Consider the following 24,616-nt stretch of genomic DNA (forward strand, 5'->3'; position numbering starts at 1 on the left):
CAAATTTCTGAAAGAAGCGTACGTTCTGAGGCATGACGAAGGCCATCACCGTGTCGGGGCTCCACAAGTCCTTCGGCCGCACACGGGCGCTCGACGGGCTGGACCTGGAGGTCACCAGGGGCGAGGTGCACGGCTTCCTCGGCCCCAACGGCTCCGGCAAGTCCACCACCATCCGCGTCCTGCTCGGCCTGCTGCGCGCCGACTCCGGCGCCGCGCAGATCCTCGGCCGCGACCCGTGGGCGGACGCCGTCGAGGTGCACCGCCGTATCGCGTACGTCCCCGGGGACGTGACCCTGTGGCGCAACCTCTCCGGCGGCGAGGTCATCGATCTCTACGGCCGTCTGCGCGGCGGCGCTCCGGACCCGGCCCGCCGCGCAGAACTGATCGACCGCTTCGAGCTGGATCCCACCAAGAAGGGCCGCACGTACTCCAAGGGCAACCGGCAGAAGGTCGCCCTGGTGGCCGCGTTCGCCTCGGACGTCGACCTGCTGATCCTGGACGAGCCGACGTCGGGCCTGGACCCCCTGATGGAGGAGGTCTTCCGGCGCTGTGTGGAGGAGGAGCGCGCCAGGGGCAGGACGGTCCTGCTCTCCTCGCACATCCTGAGCGAGGTCGAGGAGCTCTGCGACCGCGTCAGCATCATCCGCAGGGGGCGGACGGTGGAGACGGGTTCGCTGGCCGACCTGCGCCATCTGACGAGGACGAGCGTGACGGCCGAACTGGCCGGTTCTCCCAACGGCTTGGCGGGTCTGCCCGGCGTCCACGACCTCGACGTACAGGGAAGGCGGGTGCGGCTGCAGGTCGACACCGACAAACTCGACGCCGTACTGCGGTCGTTGACGGAGTCCGGCGTACGGTCCCTGACCTCGACGCCGCCGACGCTGGAGGAGCTGTTCCTGCGCCACTACCAGGACGACGAGGTGGCGGCGTGATGACCTCCCTCGTCGGCCTCGCCGGCACCGGCACCCTCCTGCGCTTCGCGCTGCGCCGCGACCGCCTGCAGATCCCCGTCTGGGTGGCCGTGAACACCCTGATGGTCCTCTCCATGCCGAACACCCTGGAGAACCTGTACGGCACCGCCGCCGACCGCGCCGACCTGCGACGCCAGATGGACACCAACGCCTCCCTGCGCGCGCTGATCGGTCCCGTCTTCGACGACTCCCTCGGCGCCCTCACGGCCTGGCGGGTCGGCGTGTACGCGGCCGCGCTCGCCGGGGTGACCAGCCTGCTGATCGTCGTACGGCACACCCGTGACGAGGAGGAGAGCGGCCGGGCGGAGCTGATCGCATCCGGTGCGGTGGGCCGGCGCGCGTCGCTGTCGGCGGCGCTGCTGGCGGCCGGGGTCGCGAACGCCGCGCTGGCCCTGCTGGTGACGGCGGGGCTGGCCGGCCGGGGAGCGGCGGGGGCCGCGGCCCTCGGGCTGGGCCTCGCCGGGGCGGGGATGCTGTTCGCCACGACGGCGGCGATCGTCGCACAGCTCACGGAGAGCGCGCGGCTGGCGCGGGGGCTGACGGCGGCGGTGCTGGGCGCGGCGTTCGTCCTGCGGGCGGCCGGCGACTCGGCCGAGGACGACGGCTCCTCGGTCCTGACCTGGCTGTCGCCGCTGGGCTGGCTGGAGAACCTGCGGGCGTTCGCCGACGAACGCTGGTGGGTGCTGGGGCTGTTCGCGGTGGCGGTGGCGGTGCAAGCCGCCGTGGCGTACGGCCTCGCGGGCCGCCGGGACGTGGGCATGAGCTTCCTGCCCACCCGCCCGGGGCCGGCGTCCGGGCGACTCGGGTCGGCGGCCGCCCTCGCCTGGCGGCTGCAGCGGGGCGGTGTGCTGGGCTGGAGCGTCGGCTTCTTCCTGGCGGGGGTCGTCTACGGCGGCCTGACGGAAGGCGCGGCCGACCTGGTCGCCGACAACGACAGGGCCCGCGAGATCTTCGAGCGCATGGGCGGTCAGTCGGGCCTGACGGAGGCGTTCCTGGCGGCGATGATCGGCATGCTGGGGCTGGTGGCGACGCTGTACGTGGTCGCCTCGGTGCTGCGGCTGTACGGCGAGGAGACGAAGGGCTGGGCGGAACCCGTGCTGGCCTGTGCGGTGGGCCGGCTGCGCTGGGCCGCCGGCCATCTGCTGATCGCCTTCGGCGGCTCGGCCCTCATCATGCTGCTGGCGGGCCTGGGATTCGTGGCGGGCCACGGCAAGGAGGCGGGCCCGATCCTGGCGGCCTGCCTGGTGCAACTCCCGGCCGTGTGGGTGGTCGGCGGCCTCGCGGTCCTGCTCTACGGCACGGCCCCCCGGCTGGCGCCCGCCGCGTGGGGGGTGGCCGGCGCGGTCCTGCTCATCGGGTGGATCGGCCCGGCGCTGGACGTTCCGCAGGCGGTGCTGGATCTGTCCCCCTTCGGCCACCTGCCGAAGCTGCCGGGCGGGGAGATGGGCTGGGGGCCGGTGGGGGTGCTGACGGCTGTCGCGGTGGCGCTGGTGGGTGGGGGGTTGGCGGGGCTGCGGCGGCGGGACATGACCACCTGACCGGCGGCTCGGCGAAACCCGGGCGGCATGGCGTGGGCCGGGCGGGGGAACCCTGGGGCGGGCCCGTTGCGGGGAACCCGGGAGCGCCCCGTGCGCGTCCATCCCGGGCATGGGACAACGTACGCAGGCGGCCGTCGGCTGTCTGGCCATGGCCCTCGGAGCGGGCGCCGGGCTCGCGGTGTGGGCGATCGACGTCCGCTCCCGGCTCTGGCGCTTCGAGCAGGTCCCGGACTTCAGCGTCCTCTACGCGCAACTGCCGCTTGCGCTGCTGGGCGGAACGGTGGCGGGCATGACCGTCTGGGCGGTGATCAGCCGCGTCAGAGGGCGACGCCGCGCCGGGTCGAAGAGTGATGGGTGACGCCGAGCCGGGTCGAAGAGTGATGGGTGACGCCGAGCCGGGTCAAAGGGTGACGCCGAGTCCCTCCAGGCCCCGGATCACGAAGTTCGGCTTGCGCTGCGGTTCGGCGGCGAGGGCGAGGGTGGGGGCCCGTTCCAGCAGCGCGGTCATGGACGCGGCGAGCTCGATACGGGCGAGCGGGGCGCCGATGCAGTAGTGGATGCCCGCGCTGAAGGAGATGTGCGGGTTCTCGGCGCGGGCGAGATCGAGCCGCTCGGGCCGGTCGAAGACGGCGGGATCGTGATTGGCGGACCCGAAGAGCATGGCGATCTCGGCCCCCCGGGGCACGACGGTCCCATCGATCTCGATCTCGTCCAGCACCCACCGCTCGAAGAGCTGCAGCGGGGTGTCGTACCGCATCAGCTCCTCGACGGCGGAGGGGACGAGCGAGTGATCGGCGCGGAGGGCGGCAAGCTGCGCGGGGTTGCGGAAGAGGGCCCACCACCCGTTGACGGTGGCGTTGACGGTCGCCTCGTGCCCGGCGTTGAGCAGCAGCACGGCCGTGGAGATCATCTCCTGCTCGGTGAGCCGGTCCCCTTCGTCGTGGGCGGCGATGAGCCCGGAGATGAGGTCGTCGCCGGGTTCCTTGCGCCGGGCGGCGATGAGTTCCCGCAGATACCCGGAGAACTCGACGGAGGCCCGCACCGCCTTGGCGGCCGTCTCCTCCGACGGGTTGAGCTCGTACATCCCGCAGATGTCCGCGGACCAGGGCCGCAGCGGCGCACGGTCCGCCTCCGGAATCCCCAGCATCTCGGCGATCACGGCGACGGGCAGCGGCTCGGCGACATCGCTCAGCAGGTCACCCCCGCCCGCCTCCACCAGCCGCTCCACCAGCTCCCCCGCGAGCCGCCGCACATACGGCTTCAGCTGCTCCACCGTGCGCGGGGTGAACGCCTTCGACACCAGCCTCCGGATCCGCGTGTGGTCCGGCGGTTCCAGATCCAGCATGCCGTGATCGTTGAGCGTGTGAAACGGCTCGTGCTCGGCCGGCGGCGCACTCCGCCCGAAGTCCTCGTGCGTGAACCGGTGCTGATACGTCCGCCCCAGCCGCCGGTCCCGCAGCAACGCCGACACATCGGCGTGCCGCGGAACGAGCCACTGATCCGTCGGCTCGTAGTAGATCACCCGACCCCGCTCCCGCAGCTCGGCGTAAGCGGGGTAGGGCTCGGCGAGGAACGCCGGGTCCCAGGGGTCGAAGCGAAGGTCGTCAGCTACTGCCATGAACGGACGCTAGCCCGTGGTCGGGGGTGCTGACCAGGGGTGTCCTGGGAGGGCTCGTGAGGATGACGAGTTGCTGGGTCGCTCGGGTCATCGCGACGTAGTGGTCGACCGCTCCTTCGATGCCCTTGCCGAACGCCTCCGGGTCGATCAGGACGACGAGGTCGAACTCGAGCCCCTTCGACAGCTCCGGGGTGAGTGACCGGACGCGGGGCGTCGGCCGGAACGTGGGGTCGCCGATGACACAGGCGATCCCCTCGGCATGGGCGGCGAGCCAGGTGTCGAGGACGGAGTCCCGGTCCGAGACGGATCCGTGGACCACGGGGACACCGCTGGTGCGGATCGAGGTCGGGACGTTGGCGTCCGGGAGCGCGGCACGGATGACCGGCTCGGCTTCCGCCATGATCTCCTGTGGTGTCCGGTAGTTGACGCTCAGAGAGGTCAGCCTGATCCGGTCGAGTCCGATGCGCTCGAGCCGTTCCTGCCACGACTCCGTGAACCCGTGCCGGGCCTGGGCGCGGTCCCCGACGATCGTGAAGCTGCGGGACGGGCAGCGGAGCAACAGCATCTGCCACTCCGCGTCGGTCAGTTCCTGGGCCTCGTCCACGACGATGTGCGCGAACGGTCCGGCGAGCAGGTCCGGGTCGGCGGTGATCAGTTCGGACTCGTCGACCAGGCTGACCCGGGCGTCCTCCCCGCGCAGCATCGTCACCAGGCCTTCGCCGTCGTCACCGTCGGCGCCGGAGTCGGCCACGGCCCGGATCAGGTTGTCGACGACCTGGTCCATGCGCTCGCGCTGGGCGGCGATGACGGCGGCGTGCCGACGCTTGCGCCGGGCCATCTCCGGGTCGCCGAGCCGCTGTCGTGCCGCGTCCAGGAGCGGCAGGTCGGACACCGTCCAGGCCTGGGCGTCCTCGCGCTGCAGCTTCCGAACGTCGTCGGGGCCGAGCCAGGGAGCGCACATCCGCAGATAGGCGGGCACCGACCACAGGTCCGAGACGAGGTCCGCCGCTTCGAGCAGCGGCCAGGCACGGTTGAGGGCGCCGTTCAGCTCCCGGTCGCGCAGCAGCGATCTGCGGAGCAGGTCGGGCGGCACATCGCCGTCGTACTTGTCCATCAGGATCGCGAGCAGCTTCTCCCAGACCTGCTCGCGCGCCTCGTTGTGCGGAGTACCTGGTTCCGCCGCGTCGAAGGCCTCGGCCCAGTCGTCGGCGCTCAGCCAGACGTCGGACCAGTCGATGGTGACCGTCATCCCCTCGGTGGGCGGTTCCTCGTAGAACCTGACGGCCTTCTCGATCGCCTTCACCATGGCCGCGGACGACTTCAGCCGGGCCACCTCCGGGTCTGCCTCGACCGCCGCCGCGGCCCCCTCGGTGACGAGGTCCCGCAGGGTGCAGGTCTGCACACCCTCCTCTCCCAGGCTGGGGAGGACATCGGCGACATAGGCCAGGTAGGGCCGGTGCGGACCGACGAACAGCACACCGCCCCGACGGTGGCCGAGGCGGGGGTCGGAGTAGAGGAGGTGGGCGGAGCGGTGCAGGGCGACGACGGTCTTCCCCGTGCCCGGGCCGCCGTCGACGACGAGAGCGCCGCGGGATCCCGCCCGGATGATGGCGTCCTGGTCGGCCTGGATGGTGGCGAGCACGTCCCGCATCCGGGCCGACCGGTTGCCGCCCAGGCTGGCGATGAAGGCGGACTGGTCGTCGAGCGCGGCATGCCCTTCGAGACCGTCGGCGGTGAACACCTCGTCCCAGTAGTCGCTGATCCGGCCGCGGGTCCAGCGGTACCGGCGGCGGCTTGCCAGGCCCATCGGGTTGGCGTGGGTCGCCGCGAAGAACGGCTCGGCCGCGGGCGAACGCCAGTCGAGAAGCAGCCGACCGCCCTCACTGTCGGTGAGACCGAGTCGTCCGATGTACACGGGCTCGGGGTCGTCCGCGCTGACGATGTGCCCGAGGCACAGGTCCAGGCCGAAGCGGCGCAGCGCCCGCAGACGGCCGGTCAGCCGGTGGATCTCCGTGTCCCGGTCCATCGCCTGCCGCCCCAGGCCGCCGGGCGCCTTGCGCTCGGCATCGAGGCGGTCGGACACCTCGGCGATCGCCTGCTCGAGGGCTTCCGCGATGGCCGCGAAGTGCTGCTCGTCGCGTCCGATCAGCGCCGGGTCGGCCTTCGGGGAGAGATGGTCGGGAAGGTCGAACGCGCGGGTGGCCAAAGGTTTCACGCCATCGACCTCGATCCGGCAAAACCATACATATGTGGCGACTCCCCCATCTACGCAGCTATCTGGCCTCGGCCAGTGATTCTGCGGCACGACGGGGGCCTTGCCGCAAGCCCCCCAGTGCGCTATAGGTTGAAAGTGGCGGGGAGTGGGTCTTCCTCTTCGTCTCCTCTTCGCTCAGCCCGGTGTCACCAAGCGTGTCTCGTACGCGAACACCGCCGCCTGGGTCCTGTCCCTGAGACCCAGCTTGACCAGGATCCTGCTCACATGGGTCTTGATCGTCGACTCCGCGACCACCAGTCGGCCGGCTATCTCCACGTTCGACAGCCCCTGGGCGATCAGGACCAGGACCTCCGTCTCGCGGTCCGTCAGGTCGCCGTAGGACGCCTGGGCGGTGCGGGTCGGACGGGGGGTGTCCGTGAGTTTGGAGAACTCGGTGATCAGACGCTTGGTGACCGAGGGAGCCAGGAGGGCCTCACCGGCCGCCACCACGCGCACCCCGTCCGCCAGCTGGCGGGCCGAGGCGTCCTTCAGGAGGAAGCCGGAGGCTCCCGCGCGCAGGGCCTGGTAGACGTATTCGTCGAGGTCGAAGGTCGTCAGGACCAGGACCTTGGCCGTACTGTCCGCGGCCACTATCTCCCGAGTCGCCTCCATGCCGTTCAGCTCCGGCATACGGATGTCCATCAGGACCACGTCGGGGGACAGTTCACGGACACGGTCCACCGCCTCGCGGCCGTTGACCGCCTCGCCGACGACCTCGATGTCCGGCATCGCGTTCAACAGGACCGAGAAGCCCTCGCGCACCATCATCTGGTCGTCCGCTATCAACACACGGATCGTCATGCTCCACCCTCACCGGAGGCCACGGGCACCGGCAGGAACACCGTCACCTCGTAGCCGCCCTCCCCCGTCGGTTCCGCCGTCATCTCGCCGTTCAGCATCGTCACCCGCTCGCGCATGCCCGTGATGCCGTGGCCCGCGCCGGGCGAGGGCTTGATCAGGGAGGGGTTCGGGGGTGGGTCGTTGACTATGCGCAGACCCAGGCCGCCGATGACGTAACCGATCTCCACACGGGCGCTCGCCCCGGGGGCGTGGCGCAGTGTGTTGCTCAAGGCCTCCTGCACGATGCGGTAGGCCGACAGCTCCACGCCCTGCGGGAGTTCACGGACGGCGCCGGTGACCGTCCTCGTCACGTCCACACCCGCCTCCCGTACGTTCGCCAGCAGGGCGTCCAGCTCGGCGAGGGTGGGCTGCGGGGCGTCCGGGGCCTCGTAGTCCTCGGCGCGGACCACGCCCAGGACCCGGCGCAGCTCGGTGAGGGCCGCGACCGCGTTCTCCCGGATCGTCGCGAAGGCCTTCTCCAGCTCCTCCGGCGGGTTCTCCACCCGGTAGGGGGCGGCCTCCGCCTGGATGGCGACCACCGACATGTGGTGCGCCACCACGTCGTGCAGCTCGCGGGCGATGGTGGTGCGCTCCTCCAGGAGGGTGCGCCGGGAGCGCTCGTGCGCGGTCACCGTCTGCTGGGCCGTCACCTCCTGATCGGCCTGCCGGCGTATGTGCCGGACGGTCACGGCGAGCAGGATGATCGCGGAGGAGACCAGCATGGGCCCGACGTTCGTGGTGTAGTGGCTCCAGCCGAAGACGGTCTCGGCGGAGAGGCCGTAGGCCGCCGTCAGCAGCCACATCCATGCCGCCGTGCGCGGGCGGGTACGGATCGCGACGACGGTCAGCACCACCAGGTGGGAGATGAAACTGGGCGGCAGCCAGGGCCAGTTGCCGAACGAGTGGCCGAGGAGCGCGACCAGCGTCGTCGACAGCAGCGACAGCCAGAACGCGGCGGCCGGGCGGACCAGTGTCAGCAGCACCGGGGCCAGGACCAGCAGGCCGCTCAGGACGGCCGTCGAGCCGAATCCGTCGGGCTTCGCGGCGACGAGCATCGCCACCACACCGCCCGCCGCGACCAGCGCGTGCCGCGACCAGGTCGCGTACTCCCGCCTGCGGCCCCGCAGCCGGCGGGTGAGGACGCCCGTGGGCTCCCTCGGGGGCAGCGGGCGGTAGGCCAGGGCGTCGTCGAACAGGTCCTGCCGCAACCCGCGCAGTGCGTCCATGGCCGCCCGGATCTCCGGGCTCTTCGGCTGGTAGGGGCCGTACGGGTCGTCATGTGGCGTCATGTGCGTCTGCGTCGTCTCGGTCACGTGGAAAACGGTAGGCGGGGCCGGGGGTCGTGGTCGTCACCAGTGAGGGGGGTTCCGGCGGGTCCTTCTCAGGTACTACGGGTCCGCCCGGGAGCCCTCCACCGGCGCCACCGTCAGTAGCCGGACGGCCTCACCAGCCCCGACTCGTACGCGAACACCGCCGCCTGGGTGCGGTCCCGCAGCCCCAGTTTCACCAGGATGCGGCCCACGTGTGTCTTCACCGTCTGCTCGGCGACGACGAGATGGCGGGCGATCTCCGCGTTGGACAGGCCCTGGGCGATCAGGGTGAGCACCTCCGTCTCCCGTTCGGTGAGGTCGCCGACGCGCTCCTTCAGCGGGGGTCTCGGTGTGCCGTTCAGCCGGGAGAACTCGGCGATCAGCTTACGGGTGATGCCCGGAGCGAGCAGGGCGTCGCCGGCCGCCACCACCCGCACCGCCTCGGCGAGCTGGTCCGCGGAGGCGTCCTTCAGCAGGAACCCGGACGCCCCCGCGCGCAGCGCCTCGTACACGTACTCGTCGAGGTCGAAGGTGGTGAGCACCAGCACCTTGATGGCGGGGTGCGCGAGGGTGATGCGGCGGGTGGCCTCGATGCCGCCGAGTTCGGGCATGCGGATGTCCATCAGGACGACGTCCGGGGCGAGTTCGGCGACCTGGGCGACCGCGTCCAGGCCGTCCACCGCCTGCCCGATCACCTCGATGCCCGGATGGGTGTTGAGCAGCACGGTGAAGCCCTGCCGGACCATCTGCTGGTCGTCGGCGATCAGTACGCGGATGGTGCCGACGCTCGTCATGGCTGCTCTTCTCCTGTGGGGCGCGGGGTGGGGCGCGGTGCCGGGGGCGGCTCGTCGTCCGGGAAGACGAGTTCCAGGGCCTCCGGGATGCCCAGGTCCTGGTGCGGGGGCGCGACGCCGTCCTTCGGGAGGAACGCCGAGACCGAGAACCCGCCGTGCAGCGTCGGGTGGGCCACCACGTGGCCGCCGAGCATCGTGGCCCGCTCCCGCATCCCGAGCAGGCCGTGCCCCGCGCCCGGCGACGACCGAACGGGGCCGTGCGGGCGGGAGTTGGTCACTCCCAGGTGCAGGCCCTCGGCCAGGTGGCCGACCTCGACGTGCACCTGGGAACCCGGCGCGTGCCGCAGCGCGTTGCTCAGCGCCTCCTGGACTATCCGGTAGGCCGACAACTGCACCCCCGGCGGATACGCGGGCGGCTCTCCCTCGACGGTGGCGACGACGTCCAGTCCGGCCGCCCGGGTGTTCTCCAGGAGGGCGTCCAGGCGGTCGAGGGTGGGCTGCGGGGTGTCCGGGGCGGTGCCGGTGCCGGCGGCGCCGAGGCCGTAGGGGTCCTCGGGGTTCTCCGAGCGGAGCACGCCGAGCACCCGGCGCAGTTCGGTGAGCGCCTCCAGGGCGTTCTGCCGGATGCCGGCGAGGTTCTCCTTCAGCTCCTCGGACGGGTTCTCCACCAGGTGCGGGGCGACCTGGGCCTGGATGGAGATCACCGACATGTGGTGGGCGACCACGTCGTGCAGCTCGCGCGCGATGCGGTTGCGTTCCTCCAGGACGGTGCGGCGGGCACGCTCCTCGGCGGTGATGCCGGCCTGCTCGACGAGCTGGGTGCGGGCCACCCGGCGGCCGCGCAGGGCAGTGCCGAGGAGGACGACGGCTGCGAACAGGGCCACCGCCAGGACACCCGTCGGCGTGTAGCTCGCACCGCCGAGCACCCCTTGGACCAGGTAGGTGACGAGTGCCGTCAGGGCCAGCGCCTCGACGGCGACTCGCGTGGGCACCCTGAGCGCGAGCAGCAACAGCACCATGCCGTGCGCGACCAGTCCGGGCGGGCCCCAGGGCCAGCCGGGGAGGTCCGGAGCGGTGTCCGGCCTGGGCGCGTCCAACGGCCACTGGCGGGCGTCGAAGCTGAGGGCGGCGAGCATCTGCCCCCGGGCGCCCAGCGCGGCCACCACCGTGACCACCAAGGACAGCCACCACGCCGGCACCGGCCGCCACAGCGCCAGCAGCACCGCCGCGCCCTGCGCCAGCGCGCACACCACGCCGTACTGCACGCCGAGCCGGTAGCGGTCGGCCATCTGGTCGAGGTTGGCGATCGTCGTGCCGAGCGCGACCAGGCAGACCAGGCCGTGCGGCAACCAGCGCAGCCAGGTGGAGGGCGGAAGCGGATCCGCCCTGGCCGTCCACAGGTCGTCGCGCAGCACGCGCAGGCTGCGGATCACCCCGCTCTGCACCCTGGTCAGCAACCTCTCCACCCCGTTCGTCGGCACCACCCTAGACACGGCGGGCCTCCGGCAGTCTCGACGGTCCCGGCCGCGTTGCGAGCCGCACCAGCCGTGACCGGTCCTCGCGGCTGCGTACGCGCCGTCCCGCACCGCTCTCGAACCCGTGGAACGCCGCCCAGCACACCCCCAGCACGAGTCCGAACACCGGCAGCCACAGCAGCCGGGCCGCGACCCAGTCCGGGCCGGCCGGGACCGTGTGCAGGCCGGGCAGCCGGCCCGCGAGGAGGCCGGTGGCCGTCGTCGCCATCATGGCCGTCTGGTGCCAGAGGAACACCGTCATCGCGGAGAGGTTCACCAGGGCCACGGCCGCCCAGGCCGACGGACGGGTCATGGCGCGGCGCAGACGGTCGCGCAGCAGCAGGGCCAGCCCGCACTGGGCGAGGCCGAAGGTGACGGCGGCCAGGGTCGGCGGGTTGAGGTTGGAGACCGCCGCGCCGGGCACACCCACCATCGACGCCGGGTAGCCGGCGAGACCGACCAGCAGCGCCGTCGCCGCCGCGCCGCCGACGAGCAGGGTCCAGCCGGCGCGCGGGCGCTCCAGCTCGCCCCGGGCCCAGGCCGCGCCCAGGGTGTACGGCACCAGCCAGCCGGCGGCCAGGTTCACCCAGCCGAGCCAGGACGGGCCGCCGAGGCCGAAGCGCACCAGGTCCACGTGGAGGACGACCGCCAGCGGCCACAGCGGGTTGAGCCGGGCCAGCAGCGGGGTCGCGGCCGACAGCGCGGCGAACACCAGAAGGAACCACAACGGGGACAGCGCCAGCTTGACCACCGTGTGCACGGTGACGAAGGACGCGCCACCCAGCAGCAGGCCCACCGCGGCCACCGTCCACACCGCCAGCACGGCGAGCACCGGTCTGAACAGCCGGGCAAGGCGCGACCGCAGCCACCCTGCGTAGGTTCCCTGTGTCCCGCCTCGCGCCCGGGCCGAGGCGAGGCCGCGGGTCGCCACATGGCCGCCGACCATGAAGAACACCGCGAGTGTCTGGAACACCCAGGAGACGGGGGCCAGCCAGGGCATGGGGCCGAGGGGGCTCGCGGCCCGCAGGGTGTCGCCGTCCGCGACCAGGGCGGTCACCAGCCAGTGTCCGAGGACCACCCCGAGAATGGCCAGGGCACGCAGGGCGTCGACGGCCCGGTCGCGCTGCGGGGGCGTGGCGGCGTCGATACGGGCCGCGGCCTGCCGTATGCCGGACGGCCGACGCACAACGCGGGTCTCAGGCATGGGTCACCTCCGTCGTCTCCCCGAGCACGATCCGGGCGAGGTTGGCCAGGGAGACCGAGCCCGGGGAGAAGTAGTCGCTGTGGCCGCCGTCGCCGGCGGCGAAGACACGGGCGCCGAAGGACGGGGAGAGCGGGTCGGTGCCGAAGCCGACCGTCGTACCGAACAGGTCGGCGCTGACGTGGGGAACGTCCGCCACCCAGTCGTCGGCGCCCCGGGCCGCCCAGACCCGCGCGCGGGTGTGCAGGCCCGCCGCCGAGTCCACGCCCGTGCCCGGGCTGCCGAGCAGGGCGATGTCGTCCACGTCCAGGCGGGGAGCGGCGCGGCCGCACACGACCGTGCCGTACGAGTGGCACAGGAGGGCGATGCGGCTGCCCGAACCGGTGACGGTGTGCAACTCGTGGATGAGTTCCCGCAGTTCCGGGGCCGCCTCGTCGGCGCGGCCCGGGGTGACCACGGTCGTGCTGACCGTGCCCGGTGTGGTGTAGCCGAGCCAGGCCACCACCGCCGTGCGGCTGTTCGCGCCGGTCCGGCGGGTGAGCCGCTCGTGCAGTGCCGCCGCTCCCGCGCGGAAGCGGCCGTAGGTGTCCAGCGAGGTGTCGGAGCCCGGTATCAGCACGGCGACGCGGTCGGCGTGGGCGAGGTCCCCGAACACCTCGGTCGCGCGGCCGTCGCCTCGGCCGTCGAAGGTGAGCAGCTTGCGCGAGGGGGCCGCCAGCGCCCTGTCGGCTGCCGCCCGGTGGTCGTCGCCGTGGGCGGCGGCCATCCGGGACGCCTCGGCGGCGTTGGCCCGGTTCGCGGCGTACGTCTCGTCGAGCGTGGCCGCCGTCAGCGGGGCGAGCCGGGCCGGCGCGGGGGCGGGAATGCCCGGCCGGGCCGCCGCCGTGAGGGGGACGACCACCGCGGCGGTGACGAGGACCGCGAGAAGGACGCGGAACCAGCGCCCGCCCCGGGTCGTTTTCTCGTCACCGCTTTGCCGTCCAGGAAACCGGAACCCGTCGAATCCCGCCATCCGCCCCTCCCCCGCCGGTTCGCCCGCCCATCGGGCCCTTCCGGCTTGGAAGTTACGGATCGGTGCTCGTCGCTCGCGTCCCGCTGAGGTGCTCTCCTGCGAGGTAGCTCTCAGGTACTACGGGTATGACCGGGACCGCCCGTGCGGCGGTGTTTCACCAGGCCAACTGCGCGATCTCCTCCGCCACCACCGCGCAGGCGTCCGCCACCGGGTCGATCAGGGGGAAGTGACCCACGTCCTCCAGCAGCGTCACCCCCACCACCTCCCCCGCCTTCGCCGCCGCGTCCGCGTACGCCTCGGCGACGGCCTGCGGGACGACCAGGTCGGTACGCCCCTGGACCAGGGTCGTGGCGATACCGGTCGGCAGCAGGAGCGCGGGGTCGGCGTAGGGCTGCCGCTGGGCGAACAGCTCGTCCCCGCCGAGGAGTTGGCGGGACGCGCCCCCGCAGACGTCCAGCTTGTCGGCGACCGCGAAGTCCGCGATCGGGGCGAGGGCGACCACGCCCCGCAGCGGGGCGGCCCCGGCGGTGCGCCAGGGCGCGTCGGCGGGCAGGACGTGCCGGGCCGCCGCCCACAGTGCGAGGTGACCTCCCGCCGAGTGCCCGGTGAGCACCATGCGGCGGGCGTCCGCCTGCGGCAGCGCCTGCCGGACGAGCGCGGGGAGCGCGTCGAGGGCCGCGGCGACGTCGTCGAAGGTGGCGGGCCAGCGCCCCGCGACCGCAGGAGTGCCGTCCGCCCCCTCGGGCCCCCGCCGGTACTCCACGTTGGCCACGGCGAACCCGCGTCGCGCCAGGTAGTCGGCGAACGGCGTGATGTGCCGCCGGTCGTACGGCTGCCGCCACGCGCCTCCGTGCAGTACCACGACCAGAGGCGCGGGACCGCCCGGGCCGGCGTCCCCTCCGGGAGCGTAGAAGTCGATCACCTGGTCGGGGTGGTCGCCGTACGCGGCGGTGGCGTCGGGGTCGACGGGCGGGTGCGAGAAGGCCGACTCCTCCTCGGCGGTGGCCCGGGCAGCGACGACGTCGTCCGACATGCTCCAACCTCTCAGCGGCAAAACGGTTTTGGACGGTACGGGGGTGGCGGACCAGGTGAGAATTCGGCCGTTGGCGGGGACGCTATCAGGCCGATGACGTGCGCGGACACGCGGTTGTCACGCTCGGTGAGGGTAAACGGTTCTGTGCGCGCCGTCCTCGTGCCCGACCCCTCATACGCAGCCGACCACCGACGTCACTCAGCACATCGGTGGTCGGCCTGGACGCGACACGGTCTCAGCCGAGGATCTCCCCCAGCACCCGAGCCGCCCGCTCCACGTCCGCGAACCCGACATAGAGCGGGGTGAAGCCGAATCGCAGCACGTCGGGGCGCCGGAAGTCCCCGACGACCCCGCGTTCGACCAGCCGCCGCATGACGTCCCCCGCGTCCTCGCAGCGCAACGCCACCTGGCTGCCGCGCTCCTCGTGACGCACCGGAGTCAGCGACTCGACGCGCCCCTCGGCGACGTACGTCGCGACGCATTCCAGGAAGAAGTCGGTCAGGGCGAGGGACTTGGCCCGCACGACCTCGACCGAGACCCCGTCCCAGACCTCGAGTGCCGCTTCCAGAGCGAGCATTGACAGGATGTCAGGCGTACCGACGCGGCCCCGCGCCGGGCCCGGCGCCGGCTCGTAGTCACCCCGCATCCCGAACGGCTCGGCGTGCGAGTTCCAGCCCGGCAGCGGGGAGTCGAAACGGTCCTGCAGGCGCCTGCTCACATACAGGTACGCCGGTGAACCCGGGCCGCCGTTCAGGTACTTGTAGGTGCAGCCGACCGCGAGGTCCACGCCGTGCTCGTCGAGACCGACGGGCAGGGCCCCCGCGCTGTGGCACAGGTCCCAGACGGCGAGCGCGCCCGCCCCGTGCACCGCGGCGGTGAGCGAGGGCAGGTCGTGCAGGCGGCCGGTGCGGTAGTCGACGTGGTTCAGCAGCACCGCGGCCGTACGGTCCGACAGCGCGCCCGGCACCTCCGCCGGGGTCACCGGTCGCAGCGTACGGCCGGTCATCCGGGCCGCCGACTCGGCGATGTAGCCGTCGGTGGGGAAGGTGGTCGCGTCGACGAGGATCTCGTCCCGCCGCTCCCCGGCCATTCGTACCGCGCCCACCAGTGCCTTGAACACGTTGACACTTGTCGAGTCGCCGACGACGATCTGCCCGGCCCCGGCGCCCACCAGCGGAGCGATCCGGTCGCCGATCCGCTCCGGCGCGGTCCACCAGCCGCTCTCGTCCCAGGAACGGATGCGCAGCTCGCCCCACTGGCGGCGGACGACGTCCTCGACGCGGCCGGGCACGGATGCCGGCAGTGCGCCCAGCGAGTTCCCGTCGAGGTAGACCACCTCGTCGAGCACGAACTCGGCGCGCTTGTCGGCGAGTTGGTCACCGAAGTCCAGTTCCCGTGCCTTGAAGGCGAGGTCAGACATGGGACCTCGCCGTCCACAGCTCGGGGAACACGTTCTTCTGCGCGCGCTTCTCCAGCCAGGCCACCCCGGCCGAACCGCCGGTGCCCGCCTTCGCGCCCATCGCGCGCCGGGTGGCGACGAGATGGTCGTTGCGCCAGCGCCACACCAGCTCGGCGACATCGGTCAACGCCTCGCCGAGACGGGCGAGCTCGTCGGACTCGTCGCCGGAGTAGAGCGCGGTCCACACGGCCTCCACCTCCGCCGACGGCTCGTACCGCAGCGAGACGTCACGCGTCAGCACGGCGTCCGGGATCGCGTGCCCGCGCCGGGCCAGCAGCCGCAGGACCTCGTCGTAGAGGCCGGGCTCGTGCAGGGCCTTCTCCAGCTCGGCGTGGACGCGGGGCGCGCCGCGGTGCGGGACGAGCATGGACGCGGACTTCTCGCCCAGCAGGAACTCCATCCGCCGGTACATCGCCGACTGGAAACCGGAACCCTCGCCGAGGGCGCTCCGGTACGCGTTGAACTGGGCCGGGGTCAGCTGCGAGAGGGGCCGCCATGAGGCGTTCAGCGCCTCCAGCTCCCGTACGGAACGCTTCAGCGCGTCGATCGCGACGGGCACCCGGTCCTCGCGGAGCGCCTTCGCGGCGGTCTCCCACTCGTGGACGATGACGGTGAACCACAGCTCCATGACCTGGGTCGTGACCAGGAAGACCATCTCTCCGGGATCGTCGGAGAGGGTGTGCTGCAGATGGGTGAGGACGTCGGCCTTGACGTAGTCCTCGTACGGCGTGGTGCCGGCGAAGTCGAGATGCGGGGTCTCGGGCTCCTGCGTTTCGTGAGCCGCTTGGGACATCGCTGTCTCCTGTTGTACTCCGGGTAGCGGTCCGCCCCTGCCGTTACCGACACGGGGGCCCCGGTCCCCACCGGCATCTTCCGCATCGGACCCGCTTCCCGCAAGGCCCGCCCGGATCTCGGACGGGTCTTGCGGGAGAGGGACCACGGCGTATCGAAGGTTCCGTCCGGCCCGCGACGCCCGGCACGGCGCCTCGCCGTGCCGGCACGGCCTAACTCAGGGTCTGGGCCGCCGTCGGCGAGGAGTCCTTCAGGAACTGCGAACAGCGCTCGTACTCCTCCTGCTCGCCGATCGCCTGCGCGGCGCGGGCGAGGGCGTGCAGGGCGCGCAGGAAGCCGCGGTTCGGCTCGTGCTCCCAGGGGACCGGGCCGTGGCCCTTCCAGCCGCCGCGGCGCAGGGCGTCCAGGCCCCGGTGGTAACCCGTACGGGCGTACGCGTAGGACTCCACCACACTGCCCCGCTCGAACGCGTCGTCCGCCAGCTGGGCCCAGGCCAGCGAGGACGTCGGATACTTCGCGGCGACGTCGGCGGGCGCGGTGCCGTTCGCGAGGAGGTCGCGGGGCTCCGGGTCGTCGGGGAGGTGGGTCGGGGGCGGGCCCCCGAGGAGGTTTTCGTGAATGGACATGGGTCCAGTCTGCTCCACGCGGGCGTGCGGTGACGGACCCACCCGGTTCCAGGACCTGTCCTACCCGAGACGCCTGCGGGTGTGTTGCCCCTCCAGTGGCGGAGCCGACACACAGCAGTGGGTCCTGCACTCCGGATGCCCGCAGTCCGGCGGCGGTCGCCGTACCGTCGCGAAGGCCAGGGCCGAGCCCGCCACCAGCACCCCGGCGCACCACAGCATCGCCCGTCGGAAGGGCCCCTCGAAGGCGTCCGGCGAGCGGTAGGCCTCCGGGCCCATCCCGGTCAGCAGGGGCAGCGCGGCCACCGCGACCAGGCCCGCCGCCCGGGCCGCCGCGTTGTTGATGCCGCTGGCCAGGCCCGCCCGGGCCACGTCCACCGAGGCCAGGACGGTCGCGGTGAGCGGGGCGACCAGGGTGACCAGGCCGAGGCCGAGGACCAGGACGGCGGGCAGCACGTCGGCGGCGTAGGAGGCGCCCTCGCCGACCCGGAGCATCAGCAGCATCCCCGCGGCGCACAGCAGGGGGCCCACCGTGAGCGGGATGCGCGGCCCGATCCGCTCCCCGAGCTCACCGGAGCGGGAGGAGAGCAGCAGCATCAGCACGGTCGTCGGCAGCAGGGCCGTACCGGCGCCGAGCGCGGAGTAGCCGGCGACGACCTGGAGCTGGACCACCGAGAGGAAGAAGAAGCCGCCGAGGGCGGCGTACACGCACAGGGTGACCAGGTTGACGGCGGTGAACTGGCGGGAGGAGAAGATGTCCGGCGGCATCATCGGATCGGGTCGGCGCCGCTCCACGGACAGGAAGGCCGCCCCGGCGACGACCCCGCCCACGGCCGCCAGGACGACGAGCGTGGTCCACTCGCCGCCCGCCTCGATCAGCGCGTACGTCACCAGCCCCAGCGACAGGGCGCCCAGCACCGCCCCCAGGACGTCGAAGCCGCCGTGTGCCCTCTCGTCCCGCGACTCCGGCACATGCCGCAGCGCCACCGGCACGCACAGCACCGCCAGCGGCACGTTCAGCAGGAACACCCACCGCCAGCCCGGTCCGTCCACCAGCCAGCCGCCGACGAATGGCCCGACGGCCGCCCCCATGCCCCCGAAGCCCGACCACAGGCCCACGGCCCGCCCCCGGTCGTCGGGGTGGAAGGAAGCCTGGATCAGGGCCAGGGAGCCGGGGGTCAACAGGGCACCGCCGACGCCCTGCAGCGCCCGCGCCGCCACCAGAACCCCCGCGTTCGGCGCGATCCCGCACAGCAGCGAGGCGGCGGCGAACCACCCCACGCCCACCACGAAGACCTTCCGGCGTCCGTAGCGGTCGCCCAGGGAGCCGCCGAGCAGGATCAGCCCGGCCAGCGTCAGCATGTAGGCGTTGACCGTCCACTGCAGGGCGGCGAGGTCGGCGTCGAGGTCGCGGCCGATGCGCGGCAGGGCGACATTGACGACGGTCGAGTCCAGCAGGGCCATGCTGGAGCCGAGCACCGTGGTGAACACGATCCACTTGCCCTGGGGCGAACCCAGCCGTACGTCGGGCATGCCCCCAGGTATACAGCGAGCCCGGCGCCGTAGACAGACGCCGGGCTCACCCGTACCCGTAACCCTTGAGAGCTACGGGGCCTCCCGAAGGGACTTACTTGATCTTCTGGCCCGCCGAGCGCAGGTTCTGCGTGGCCTCGACGACGCGCGCGGCCATGCCCGCCTCGGCCAGCTTGCCCCAGGTGCGCGGGTCGTAGGTCTTCTTGGAGCCGACCTCGCCGTCGACCTTGAGGACGCCGTCGTAGTTCTTGAACATGTGGTCGGCGACGGGACGCGTGAACGCGTACTGCGTGTCCGTGTCGAGGTTCATCTTGACGACGCCGTTCTCCAGCGCGGTCGCGATCTCCTCCTCCGTGGAGCCGGAGCCGCCGTGGAAGACGAAGTCGAAGGGCTGCGAGCCGGCCGGCTTGCCGTACTTCGCGGCGACGCCGTCGTTCAGCTCCTTGAGCAGGTCGGGACGGAGCACGACGTTGCCCGGCTTGTAGACACCGTGGACGTTGCCGAAGGACGCGGCCAGCAGGTAGCGGCCCTTGTCGCCGAGGCCGAGCGCCTCGACCGTGCGGATCGCGTCGTCGACCGTGGTGTAGAGGGAGTCGTTGATCTCGTGCGAGACACCGTCCTCCTCGCCGCCGGTCGGGGTGATCTCCACCTCGAGGATGATCTTCGCGGCGGCGGCGCGGGCGAGCAGCTCCTGCGCGATCTCCAGGTTGTCGGCGAGGGTCTCGGCGGAGCCGTCCCACATGTGCGACTGGAACAGCGGGTTGCGGCCGGCCTTCACGCGCTCCTCGGAGACCGCGAGCAGCGGACGTACGTACCCGTCGAGCTTGTCCTTCGGGCAGTGGTCCGTGTGCAGGGCGACGGTGACCGGGTACTTCTCGGCGACGATGTGCGCGAACTCGGCGAGGGCGACCGAGCCCGTCACCATGTCCTTGCTGTACTGGCCGCCCAGGAACTCGGCGCCACCCGTGGAGATCTGGATGATGCCGTCGCTCTCCGCCTCCGCGAAGCCGCGCAGAGCCGCGTGCAGGGTCTGGGTCGAGGTGACGTTGATGGCCGGGTAGGCGAACTTGCCTGCCTTCGCCCGGTCGAGCATCTCGTTGTAGACCTCGGGGGTTGCGATGGGCATTCGTCCGCTCCTTGAGTGTGCGGGTTGGCGTACTGCGTGATTACGGCCCTGACCTAGACCTGGGGTGCGACGTCATCGTCGTCCCCATCTTTCCAGAGATGCGCGGATGGTCCACGCGCCGGTCAAGTCCAGGTCAAAGTGAGCGATCAGTCCAGACCCAGTTCATCCTTCGAGAAGGCGAACAGGTAGGGCACCCCCGCGCCCTCGCGGATCTTCTCGTCGGCGCCGGTCGCCCGGTCGACGATGGTCGCGACGGCGACGACCTCGGCGCCCGCCTCGCGCACGGCCTCCACGGCGGTCAGCGGCGAGCCGCCCGTGGTGGAGGTGTCCTCGACGACCAGGACCCGGCGGCCCTTGATCTCCGGGCCCTCGACACGCCGCTGCAGCCCGTGCGCCTTCGCCGCCTTCCGTACGACGAAGGCGTCCAGCCTGCGCCCGCGCGCGGCGGCCGCGTGCAGCATGGCGGCGGCGACCGGGTCGGCGCCCATGGTGAGCCCGCCGACGGCGTCGAACTCCAGCTCGGCGGTCAGGTCGAGCAGCACCTGTCCGACCAGCGGGGCGGCCTCGCCGTCGAGGGTGATGCGGCGGAGGTCGACGTAGTAGTCCGCCTCCAGCCCCGACGACAGGGTCACCTTGCCGTGCACCACGGCCTTGTCCTTGATCTGCTGCAGCAGCGCGCCGCGTACATCCACGTCCGTCATGCCGCCCAGCTTAGAGCCGCGTCCACCGCCAGGTGGTGGTGGCCTCCAGCGGCTCCAGCGGTGTGACCAGGCGCGGGAGGGTGTTCAGTCCGTTGGGCGGGCCGGTCTGCGGCTCCACGCACACGGCCGCCTCCTGCTCGTCGTAGACGACGACCCATTCCTCGGGGCTGGTCACCTTCACCGCCAGCTGCCCCGGCCAGGTGAGGGTGACGTCCACCCCGCCCGGCATCCCGAAGCAGTCGTCCCAGGGCCCCGGCCGCGGCTCGACGCGGTTGCCGGTCGGCAGGTGGTCCTCGCCGCGCTCCTCCTGCCAGGCGGCGTCGAAGGCCAGCTGGACGTTCTCGGCTCCCAGGTTCCGGTTGAACCACGGGTGCCAGCCGATCTGCGCCGGGAAGGACGAGCCGTGCGTCTCCACGCCCATGGTGAGCGTGAGGGCGTCCTCGGTCAGCGTGACCACCTGGGTGACCCGGCCCGGGTAGGGCCAGGGCTCGACCAGGTCGTACGTCAGGACCGCCTCGTCGGCCCTCACGCGCGCGACCTTCCAGACGCCCTCTCGGACGGTGCCGTGGATGGCGTGCGGCGCCGCGTTGAGCGGCATCTGGTGGACGGTGGCGCCGTCCCGGAACCGGCCGTCGCGGATCCGCCCGCACCAGGGGACCATCGGGAAGCACCCGAAGCGCTCCCCCTGCCGCAGCAGTTCCAGCCCGCCGACGCGCAGCCCACCGACCCGGCCGCCGTTGCCCGGCTGCACGGTCGCCTCCGCGTCGCCCGCGGTCAGCGTGATGTCTTCGTTACTCACGGGACGACCCTACTGGGCCGATCAAGAGGGCGACCCGCCCCGCCCGGCCATCGGACGGCAGGTCCGGCACGGCTACCGTCGGCGGCGCAGCGCGCGGCCCACCACGATCGCCGACGCCACGACCAGCGCGGCCGCGGGCGCCGCCCAGCGCAGTGCGCTGTTCTGCACGACGGTCTGCGGGGCCGGCACCGGTGCGTACCGCCCGCGCGGCGGGGCGTGGTCGACCTCCTCGGCGCTGCGCCCGATCATCGTGCGGCGCGCGTGCGCGGCCTCGGCGGGCGGCTCACCAGGTTCGCCGGCTTCGTCGGCTTCATCGGCTTCATCGGCTCCGCCGGACTCGACGGGCTCCATGGGCTCCATGGGCTCGTCCGGGCTTTCCTCCACCCCGGAGGGCGGGACCTCGGCCTCGAAGACGGTCACCTCGGGCTCTTCGGTGGGCTCGGACTGCTCTTGCGATACGGCCTCCTCGGCCACCCCCGCCCCCAGGTTCTCCGCGAACCGGTTCAGCAGCCGTGCGACCGCCGCCCCCACCTGCTCCTCGGGCAGCTCCGCGACGCGGCCGTCCGCCGACGCCGTGCCCTTGAAGCGGAGGGTCGTACCGGCGCCGGTCTCCCGCGGCCGCAGCGACAGCGCGAGCCTCACGGAACCGCTGCCGCGGGCTTCGGTGGCGTCGCCCTCCACGGCGTACGCACCGTCCTCGCGCGCGGTGATCCGTACGGCGCCGCGGTAGGTGATGGTGTGGCCGCCGATGCGGACCTTCAGCCGCCCTGCCACGGGTGCGGTGCCGGCGTCCTGCTGGAATCCCGGCACCGCACGGGCCACCTGCACGGGGTCGGCGAGGGCCGCCCGCAGCCGCTCGGCCGGAACCGGAACGAACACCTCATGCTCCATGGTCGCCGAGCCTACCCAGCCGCCCACGGAAAGCACCCGGTAAAACCGGGATTCGGCTTCCCGGCACCCCCCGCGGTGGTACGCCTCGGCAGGCCTCAGTACCGCGGATGCACCAACGTGGAAGCCCGCACCCCCGCCACCCGCGTGCCCAAGGGCCGCTCGCCCGGCTCGAGGCGCAGGGGCGGGAGGGGGGCGGCGGCGGCCAGGACGAAGCCCCAGTCCTGGGGGGCGCGGGAGGTGCCGCGGTCGGGGCCGCCGGGGATGCCGTGGACGCGGTACGGGGCGGTGTGCAGGCCCGCCGCACGCACGGTCGCCTCCACCGTCCAGAAGTCCCGCCGCCGGCCGGTCACCGGCCCGGCGTGCACGGCGAGCCGCCCGCCGGGGGCCAGGACGCGCCGGGCGAGGCCGTAGAACTCCTGGGAGTACAGCTTGGTGCTCTCGGTGATGCCGGGATCGGGCAGGTCCGCGAGCACCACGTCGTACGCCGCTGGACGCGCCCCGCGCAGCCAGTGGAAGGCGTCGGCCGTGACGACGTGGACGCGGGTGTCGTCGTAGGCGTGGGCGTTGAGGCGGGAGAGGGCGGGGTCGGTGCGGGCGAGGCGGACCAGGCCGGGGTCGAGCTCGACGATGTCGACGCGGTGCACGCCGGGACGGGTGAGGGCCTCGCGGGCGGCGAGGCCGTCTCCGCCGCCGAGGACGAGCACGCGCGCGTGGGGGCCGTTCATCGCGGGGTGGACCAGGGCCTCGTGGTAGCGGCGCTCGTCGGCGCCGACGCGCAGGCGGCCGTCGAGGTAGAGGTCGAGGGGGCCGCCGTGGCTGCCGCCGGTGAGGACGACCTCCTGGACTCCGGTCCGCACGGCGACGCGCACCTCGTCGCCGTAGACGGCCTGGCGAGCGGCTCGTTCGAAGTCGTCGACGAGGGCGGCGGCGGAGGCGAGGACACCGAGGACGGTGACGCCCGCGACCAGCAGGGCCCAGCGGGCGCGGCGGCTGAGGTCGCGGCGGAACAGGCCGAGGACCAGGGCTCCCCCGGCGACGACGTTGACCGCGCCGGTCAGCAGGGAGCTGGTCAGCTGGCCGAAGAACGGCAGCAGCAGGAAGGGGAACGCCAGGCCGCCGACGAGCGCGCCGACGTAGTCGGCAGCGAACAGGTCGGCGACGGCGCCGCCCGCGTCCTGGCGGCGGATGCGCTGGATGAGCTCCATGAGGAGGGGGACCTCGGCGCCGATGAGCAGGCCGATGGCGAGGGAGAAGGCGACGAGGAGGACGCGCGGTCCGTCCGCCCACAGACCGCCCCAGCCGCCCGTCCAGGCGAACACCGCGTACAGCGCCATCGCGCTGCAGCCGCCGACCAGGGCGAGAGCCGCCTCCAGGGCGCCGAAGCCGGCCGCGGCGAACCGGCGCAGCCGTTTGGCGGCGAGGGAGCCGATGCCCATCGCGAAGACCATGACGGACAGTACGACGGACGCCTGGGTGACGGAGTCGCCCATCAGGTAGGAGGCGAGGGCGACGAGTTCGAGTTCGTAGACGAGTCCGCAGGCCGCGCAGACGAAGACGCACGTGAGGACCAGGAACCGCCCGGTGTCCGGCCGGACGGGGAGCCTCGCGGGGCCGCGCCGGGGCGGTGGGGCACCGGGCGGGGCCGGCGCGTACGGTTCGATCACAACGGCGACGTTACGTCACCGCGCTCGTACGCCTCGTCACCCACACGGGTGGAAGGTGGCCCTCAAACCCTCGCGCGCCCCGGGTGAACCCCTCACGCCGGGCCGCTCCCGCCGGCCCTCACCCGGAGCCCGACCCGCGTCCTCGTCGCCACCAGTTGCCCGTCCTGGGGGTAGGCGTGCCAGGTGCGCCAGTGCACATGTCCCTCGTGGCGCTGGGCGAGGAGCGCGGTGAAGGCGTGCGGGCTGCCCGGGAAGACGCCGGCGAGGCCGTGCGGGTGGTCGGAGACCAGGGCGAGCAGTTCCTGGGCGCGGGCGGCGAACTGACCCGGCGTCAGCACCTCGACGCGGGCCGCGAACTCGTACTCCCAGTCGCCCACCCGCTTGGCGACGCCCAGCGGCAGCGGGGTGCTGCTGCCTGCGATGCACGCCACCGTCTCCGAGCAACTGCCCTGCTCCTCCTCCAGCAACACCTGGTGCGAGGCGCCGAGAAGTCTCAACTGGAGCTTGGTACCGGACAGTTCGAGGTCGAGGGTGGCGAGGGCGGGCAGCGGCTCGCGCCCCAGGGCCCAGGCGAGGTCGGCCGCGCGCGTGTCGGTGTAGGAGGTGTTCAGGGTCGTGAGCATGGATCGGCTCCGCGGAGACGCAAAGAAGAAGGGAAGGTGGCGCACCCCGTCGGCCCGGTGGACACCGGGAGATCGGCCCCGGCCGGCCCGGTCCTGGAAGGGCGTCCGCGCGGGACGTCCGTAGGGGCCCGAGGGGCTGCGTTGGTGTTGTAGAGGGAATCATGAACTGTGGCGACGCCACAGCCTTTTTACCCAACTTCGTAGGGTTTCCATCCATCGGGGGGCGGCCCAGCTCAACTGTTCAACCAGTCGCACTCCAGGCGGCCCGGATGTGCCTCCGCGCGCCCCACATGAAAGCCGATCCGGCGGGTAGACGCTGC

At 72.6% G+C, this 24,616-nt stretch carries 22 protein-coding genes; 3 read left to right on the plus strand and 19 right to left on the minus strand.

Annotated features, from left to right (window positions below; genetic code table 11):
* Positions 1 to 32 precede the first annotated feature (32 nt).
* The 3 genes from ACIBVL_RS11270 to ACIBVL_RS11280 all read left to right on the plus strand — a co-directional run bounded on the left by ACIBVL_RS11270 (position 33) and on the right by ACIBVL_RS11280 (position 2,867).
* A complete protein-coding gene (locus ACIBVL_RS11270; protein ID WP_399095551.1) occupies positions 33 to 932 on the plus strand; it encodes an ATP-binding cassette domain-containing protein in 900 nt (299 codons plus the stop codon).
* On the plus strand, positions 932 to 2,509 hold the full coding sequence (locus ACIBVL_RS11275; protein WP_399095554.1) for an ABC transporter permease: 1,578 nt from the start codon (positions 932 to 934) through the stop codon (positions 2,507 to 2,509). The genes ACIBVL_RS11270 and ACIBVL_RS11275 overlap by 1 nt, the downstream gene beginning before the upstream one ends.
* 109 nt (positions 2,510 to 2,618) lie before the next feature.
* Positions 2,619 to 2,867, plus strand: coding sequence for a hypothetical protein (locus ACIBVL_RS11280; protein WP_399095557.1), 249 nt, complete (start codon positions 2,619 to 2,621; stop codon positions 2,865 to 2,867).
* A gap of 42 nt (positions 2,868 to 2,909) precedes the next feature.
* Here ACIBVL_RS11280 and ACIBVL_RS11285 read toward each other — a convergent pair whose 3' ends face one another.
* The 19 genes from ACIBVL_RS11285 to ACIBVL_RS11375 all read right to left on the minus strand — a co-directional run bounded on the left by ACIBVL_RS11285 (position 2,910) and on the right by ACIBVL_RS11375 (position 24,296).
* Complete coding sequence (locus tag ACIBVL_RS11285; RefSeq protein ID WP_399095560.1) at positions 2,910 to 4,127, minus strand: cytochrome P450; 1,218 nt, start codon at positions 4,125 to 4,127, stop codon at positions 2,910 to 2,912.
* Positions 4,114 to 6,342, minus strand: coding sequence for an RNA polymerase recycling motor ATPase HelR (gene helR / locus ACIBVL_RS11290; protein ID WP_399095563.1), 2,229 nt, complete (start codon positions 6,340 to 6,342; stop codon positions 4,114 to 4,116). Before helR ends, ACIBVL_RS11285 begins: the two co-directional genes overlap by 14 nt.
* Positions 6,343 to 6,516: 174 nt before the next feature.
* Positions 6,517 to 7,182: a response regulator gene (locus tag ACIBVL_RS11295; RefSeq protein ID WP_399095566.1), complete on the minus strand. Its 666-nt coding sequence runs from the start codon at positions 7,180 to 7,182 to the stop codon at positions 6,517 to 6,519.
* Positions 7,179 to 8,534 (minus strand): sensor histidine kinase, encoded by a 1,356-nt coding sequence (locus ACIBVL_RS11300; RefSeq protein WP_399095569.1) that lies wholly within the window; start codon positions 8,532 to 8,534, stop codon positions 7,179 to 7,181. Before ACIBVL_RS11300 ends, ACIBVL_RS11295 begins: the two co-directional genes overlap by 4 nt.
* Before the next feature lie 113 nt (positions 8,535 to 8,647).
* Positions 8,648 to 9,325, minus strand: a complete 678-nt coding sequence (locus ACIBVL_RS11305) for a response regulator (RefSeq protein WP_399095572.1) — start codon at positions 9,323 to 9,325, stop codon at positions 8,648 to 8,650.
* Complete coding sequence (locus tag ACIBVL_RS11310; protein WP_399095575.1) at positions 9,322 to 10,818, minus strand: histidine kinase; 1,497 nt, start codon at positions 10,816 to 10,818, stop codon at positions 9,322 to 9,324. Before ACIBVL_RS11310 ends, ACIBVL_RS11305 begins: the two co-directional genes overlap by 4 nt.
* Positions 10,811 to 12,043: an acyltransferase gene (locus tag ACIBVL_RS11315; protein ID WP_399095578.1), complete on the minus strand. Its 1,233-nt coding sequence runs from the start codon at positions 12,041 to 12,043 to the stop codon at positions 10,811 to 10,813. Before ACIBVL_RS11315 ends, ACIBVL_RS11310 begins: the two co-directional genes overlap by 8 nt.
* Positions 12,036 to 13,052 (minus strand): alpha/beta hydrolase, encoded by a 1,017-nt coding sequence (locus ACIBVL_RS11320; RefSeq protein ID WP_399095581.1) that lies wholly within the window; start codon positions 13,050 to 13,052, stop codon positions 12,036 to 12,038. Before ACIBVL_RS11320 ends, ACIBVL_RS11315 begins: the two co-directional genes overlap by 8 nt.
* Before the next feature lie 154 nt (positions 13,053 to 13,206).
* On the minus strand, positions 13,207 to 14,085 hold the full coding sequence (locus ACIBVL_RS11325; RefSeq protein ID WP_399095584.1) for an alpha/beta hydrolase: 879 nt from the start codon (positions 14,083 to 14,085) through the stop codon (positions 13,207 to 13,209).
* Positions 14,086 to 14,320: 235 nt separating this feature from the next.
* Positions 14,321 to 15,505, minus strand: a complete 1,185-nt coding sequence (gene kynU / locus ACIBVL_RS11330) for a kynureninase (RefSeq protein WP_399095587.1) — start codon at positions 15,503 to 15,505, stop codon at positions 14,321 to 14,323.
* Entirely contained in the window at positions 15,498 to 16,337 is an 840-nt protein-coding gene (locus tag ACIBVL_RS11335; protein ID WP_399095590.1) for a tryptophan 2,3-dioxygenase family protein, read from the minus strand. The genes kynU and ACIBVL_RS11335 overlap by 8 nt, the downstream gene beginning before the upstream one ends.
* 211 nt (positions 16,338 to 16,548) lie before the next feature.
* The gene (locus ACIBVL_RS11340) at positions 16,549 to 16,962 is read right to left on the minus strand and encodes a DUF3151 domain-containing protein (RefSeq protein WP_399095593.1); all 414 of its coding nucleotides are present in this window, start codon (positions 16,960 to 16,962) and stop codon (positions 16,549 to 16,551) included.
* 60 nt (positions 16,963 to 17,022) lie between these two features.
* Complete coding sequence (locus tag ACIBVL_RS11345) at positions 17,023 to 18,492, minus strand: MFS transporter (RefSeq protein WP_399095596.1); 1,470 nt, start codon at positions 18,490 to 18,492, stop codon at positions 17,023 to 17,025.
* Positions 18,493 to 18,586: 94 nt separating this feature from the next.
* Positions 18,587 to 19,618, minus strand: coding sequence for a class II fructose-bisphosphate aldolase (gene fbaA / locus ACIBVL_RS11350; protein WP_399095599.1), 1,032 nt, complete (start codon positions 19,616 to 19,618; stop codon positions 18,587 to 18,589).
* 146 nt (positions 19,619 to 19,764) lie between these two features.
* Positions 19,765 to 20,319 (minus strand): orotate phosphoribosyltransferase, encoded by a 555-nt coding sequence (gene pyrE / locus ACIBVL_RS11355; RefSeq protein WP_399095602.1) that lies wholly within the window; start codon positions 20,317 to 20,319, stop codon positions 19,765 to 19,767.
* Positions 20,320 to 20,329: 10 nt separating this feature from the next.
* Complete coding sequence (locus tag ACIBVL_RS11360) at positions 20,330 to 21,118, minus strand: aldose 1-epimerase (protein ID WP_399095605.1); 789 nt, start codon at positions 21,116 to 21,118, stop codon at positions 20,330 to 20,332.
* A 72-nt stretch (positions 21,119 to 21,190) separates the two neighbouring features.
* Entirely contained in the window at positions 21,191 to 22,009 is an 819-nt protein-coding gene (locus ACIBVL_RS11365; RefSeq protein ID WP_399095608.1) for an SRPBCC domain-containing protein, read from the minus strand.
* 95 nt (positions 22,010 to 22,104) lie between these two features.
* Complete coding sequence (locus tag ACIBVL_RS11370) at positions 22,105 to 23,673, minus strand: polyamine aminopropyltransferase (RefSeq protein WP_399095611.1); 1,569 nt, start codon at positions 23,671 to 23,673, stop codon at positions 22,105 to 22,107.
* A gap of 92 nt (positions 23,674 to 23,765) precedes the next feature.
* Positions 23,766 to 24,296, minus strand: a complete 531-nt coding sequence (locus ACIBVL_RS11375) for a DUF2617 family protein (protein ID WP_399095614.1) — start codon at positions 24,294 to 24,296, stop codon at positions 23,766 to 23,768.
* Between the last annotated feature and the right edge of the window lie 320 nt (positions 24,297 to 24,616).

The organism is Streptomyces sp. NPDC049687, assembly GCF_044465285.1.
Classification (GTDB): Bacteria; Actinomycetota; Actinomycetes; order Streptomycetales; family Streptomycetaceae; genus Streptomyces.

What these genes read in the sequence shown, in the direction of transcription:
- ACIBVL_RS11325 (WP_399095584.1), bottom strand. Translation starts at nt 14,085, where the DNA reads ATGTCGGACGACGTCGTCGCTGCCCGGGCCACCGCCGAGGAGGAGTCG.
- ACIBVL_RS11305 (WP_399095572.1), bottom strand. Translation starts at nt 9,325, where the DNA reads ATGACGAGCGTCGGCACCATCCGCGTACTGATCGCCGACGACCAGCAG.
- ACIBVL_RS11270 (WP_399095551.1), top strand. Translation starts at nt 33, where the DNA reads ATGACGAAGGCCATCACCGTGTCGGGGCTCCACAAGTCCTTCGGCCGC.
- ACIBVL_RS11340 (WP_399095593.1), bottom strand. Translation starts at nt 16,962, where the DNA reads ATGTCCATTCACGAAAACCTCCTCGGGGGCCCGCCCCCGACCCACCTC.
- ACIBVL_RS11345 (WP_399095596.1), bottom strand. Translation starts at nt 18,492, where the DNA reads ATGCCCGACGTACGGCTGGGTTCGCCCCAGGGCAAGTGGATCGTGTTC.
- pyrE (WP_399095602.1), bottom strand. Translation starts at nt 20,319, where the DNA reads ATGACGGACGTGGATGTACGCGGCGCGCTGCTGCAGCAGATCAAGGAC.
- ACIBVL_RS11275 (WP_399095554.1), top strand. Translation starts at nt 932, where the DNA reads ATGACCTCCCTCGTCGGCCTCGCCGGCACCGGCACCCTCCTGCGCTTC.
- ACIBVL_RS11280 (WP_399095557.1), top strand. Translation starts at nt 2,619, where the DNA reads ATGGGACAACGTACGCAGGCGGCCGTCGGCTGTCTGGCCATGGCCCTC.
- ACIBVL_RS11285 (WP_399095560.1), bottom strand. Translation starts at nt 4,127, where the DNA reads ATGGCAGTAGCTGACGACCTTCGCTTCGACCCCTGGGACCCGGCGTTC.
- kynU (WP_399095587.1), bottom strand. Translation starts at nt 15,505, where the DNA reads ATGTCTGACCTCGCCTTCAAGGCACGGGAACTGGACTTCGGTGACCAA.
- ACIBVL_RS11295 (WP_399095566.1), bottom strand. Translation starts at nt 7,182, where the DNA reads ATGACGATCCGTGTGTTGATAGCGGACGACCAGATGATGGTGCGCGAG.
- ACIBVL_RS11375 (WP_399095614.1), bottom strand. Translation starts at nt 24,296, where the DNA reads ATGCTCACGACCCTGAACACCTCCTACACCGACACGCGCGCGGCCGAC.
- ACIBVL_RS11335 (WP_399095590.1), bottom strand. Translation starts at nt 16,337, where the DNA reads ATGTCCCAAGCGGCTCACGAAACGCAGGAGCCCGAGACCCCGCATCTC.
- ACIBVL_RS11365 (WP_399095608.1), bottom strand. Translation starts at nt 22,009, where the DNA reads ATGGAGCATGAGGTGTTCGTTCCGGTTCCGGCCGAGCGGCTGCGGGCG.
- ACIBVL_RS11315 (WP_399095578.1), bottom strand. Translation starts at nt 12,043, where the DNA reads ATGCCTGAGACCCGCGTTGTGCGTCGGCCGTCCGGCATACGGCAGGCC.
- ACIBVL_RS11320 (WP_399095581.1), bottom strand. Translation starts at nt 13,052, where the DNA reads ATGGCGGGATTCGACGGGTTCCGGTTTCCTGGACGGCAAAGCGGTGAC.
- fbaA (WP_399095599.1), bottom strand. Translation starts at nt 19,618, where the DNA reads ATGCCCATCGCAACCCCCGAGGTCTACAACGAGATGCTCGACCGGGCG.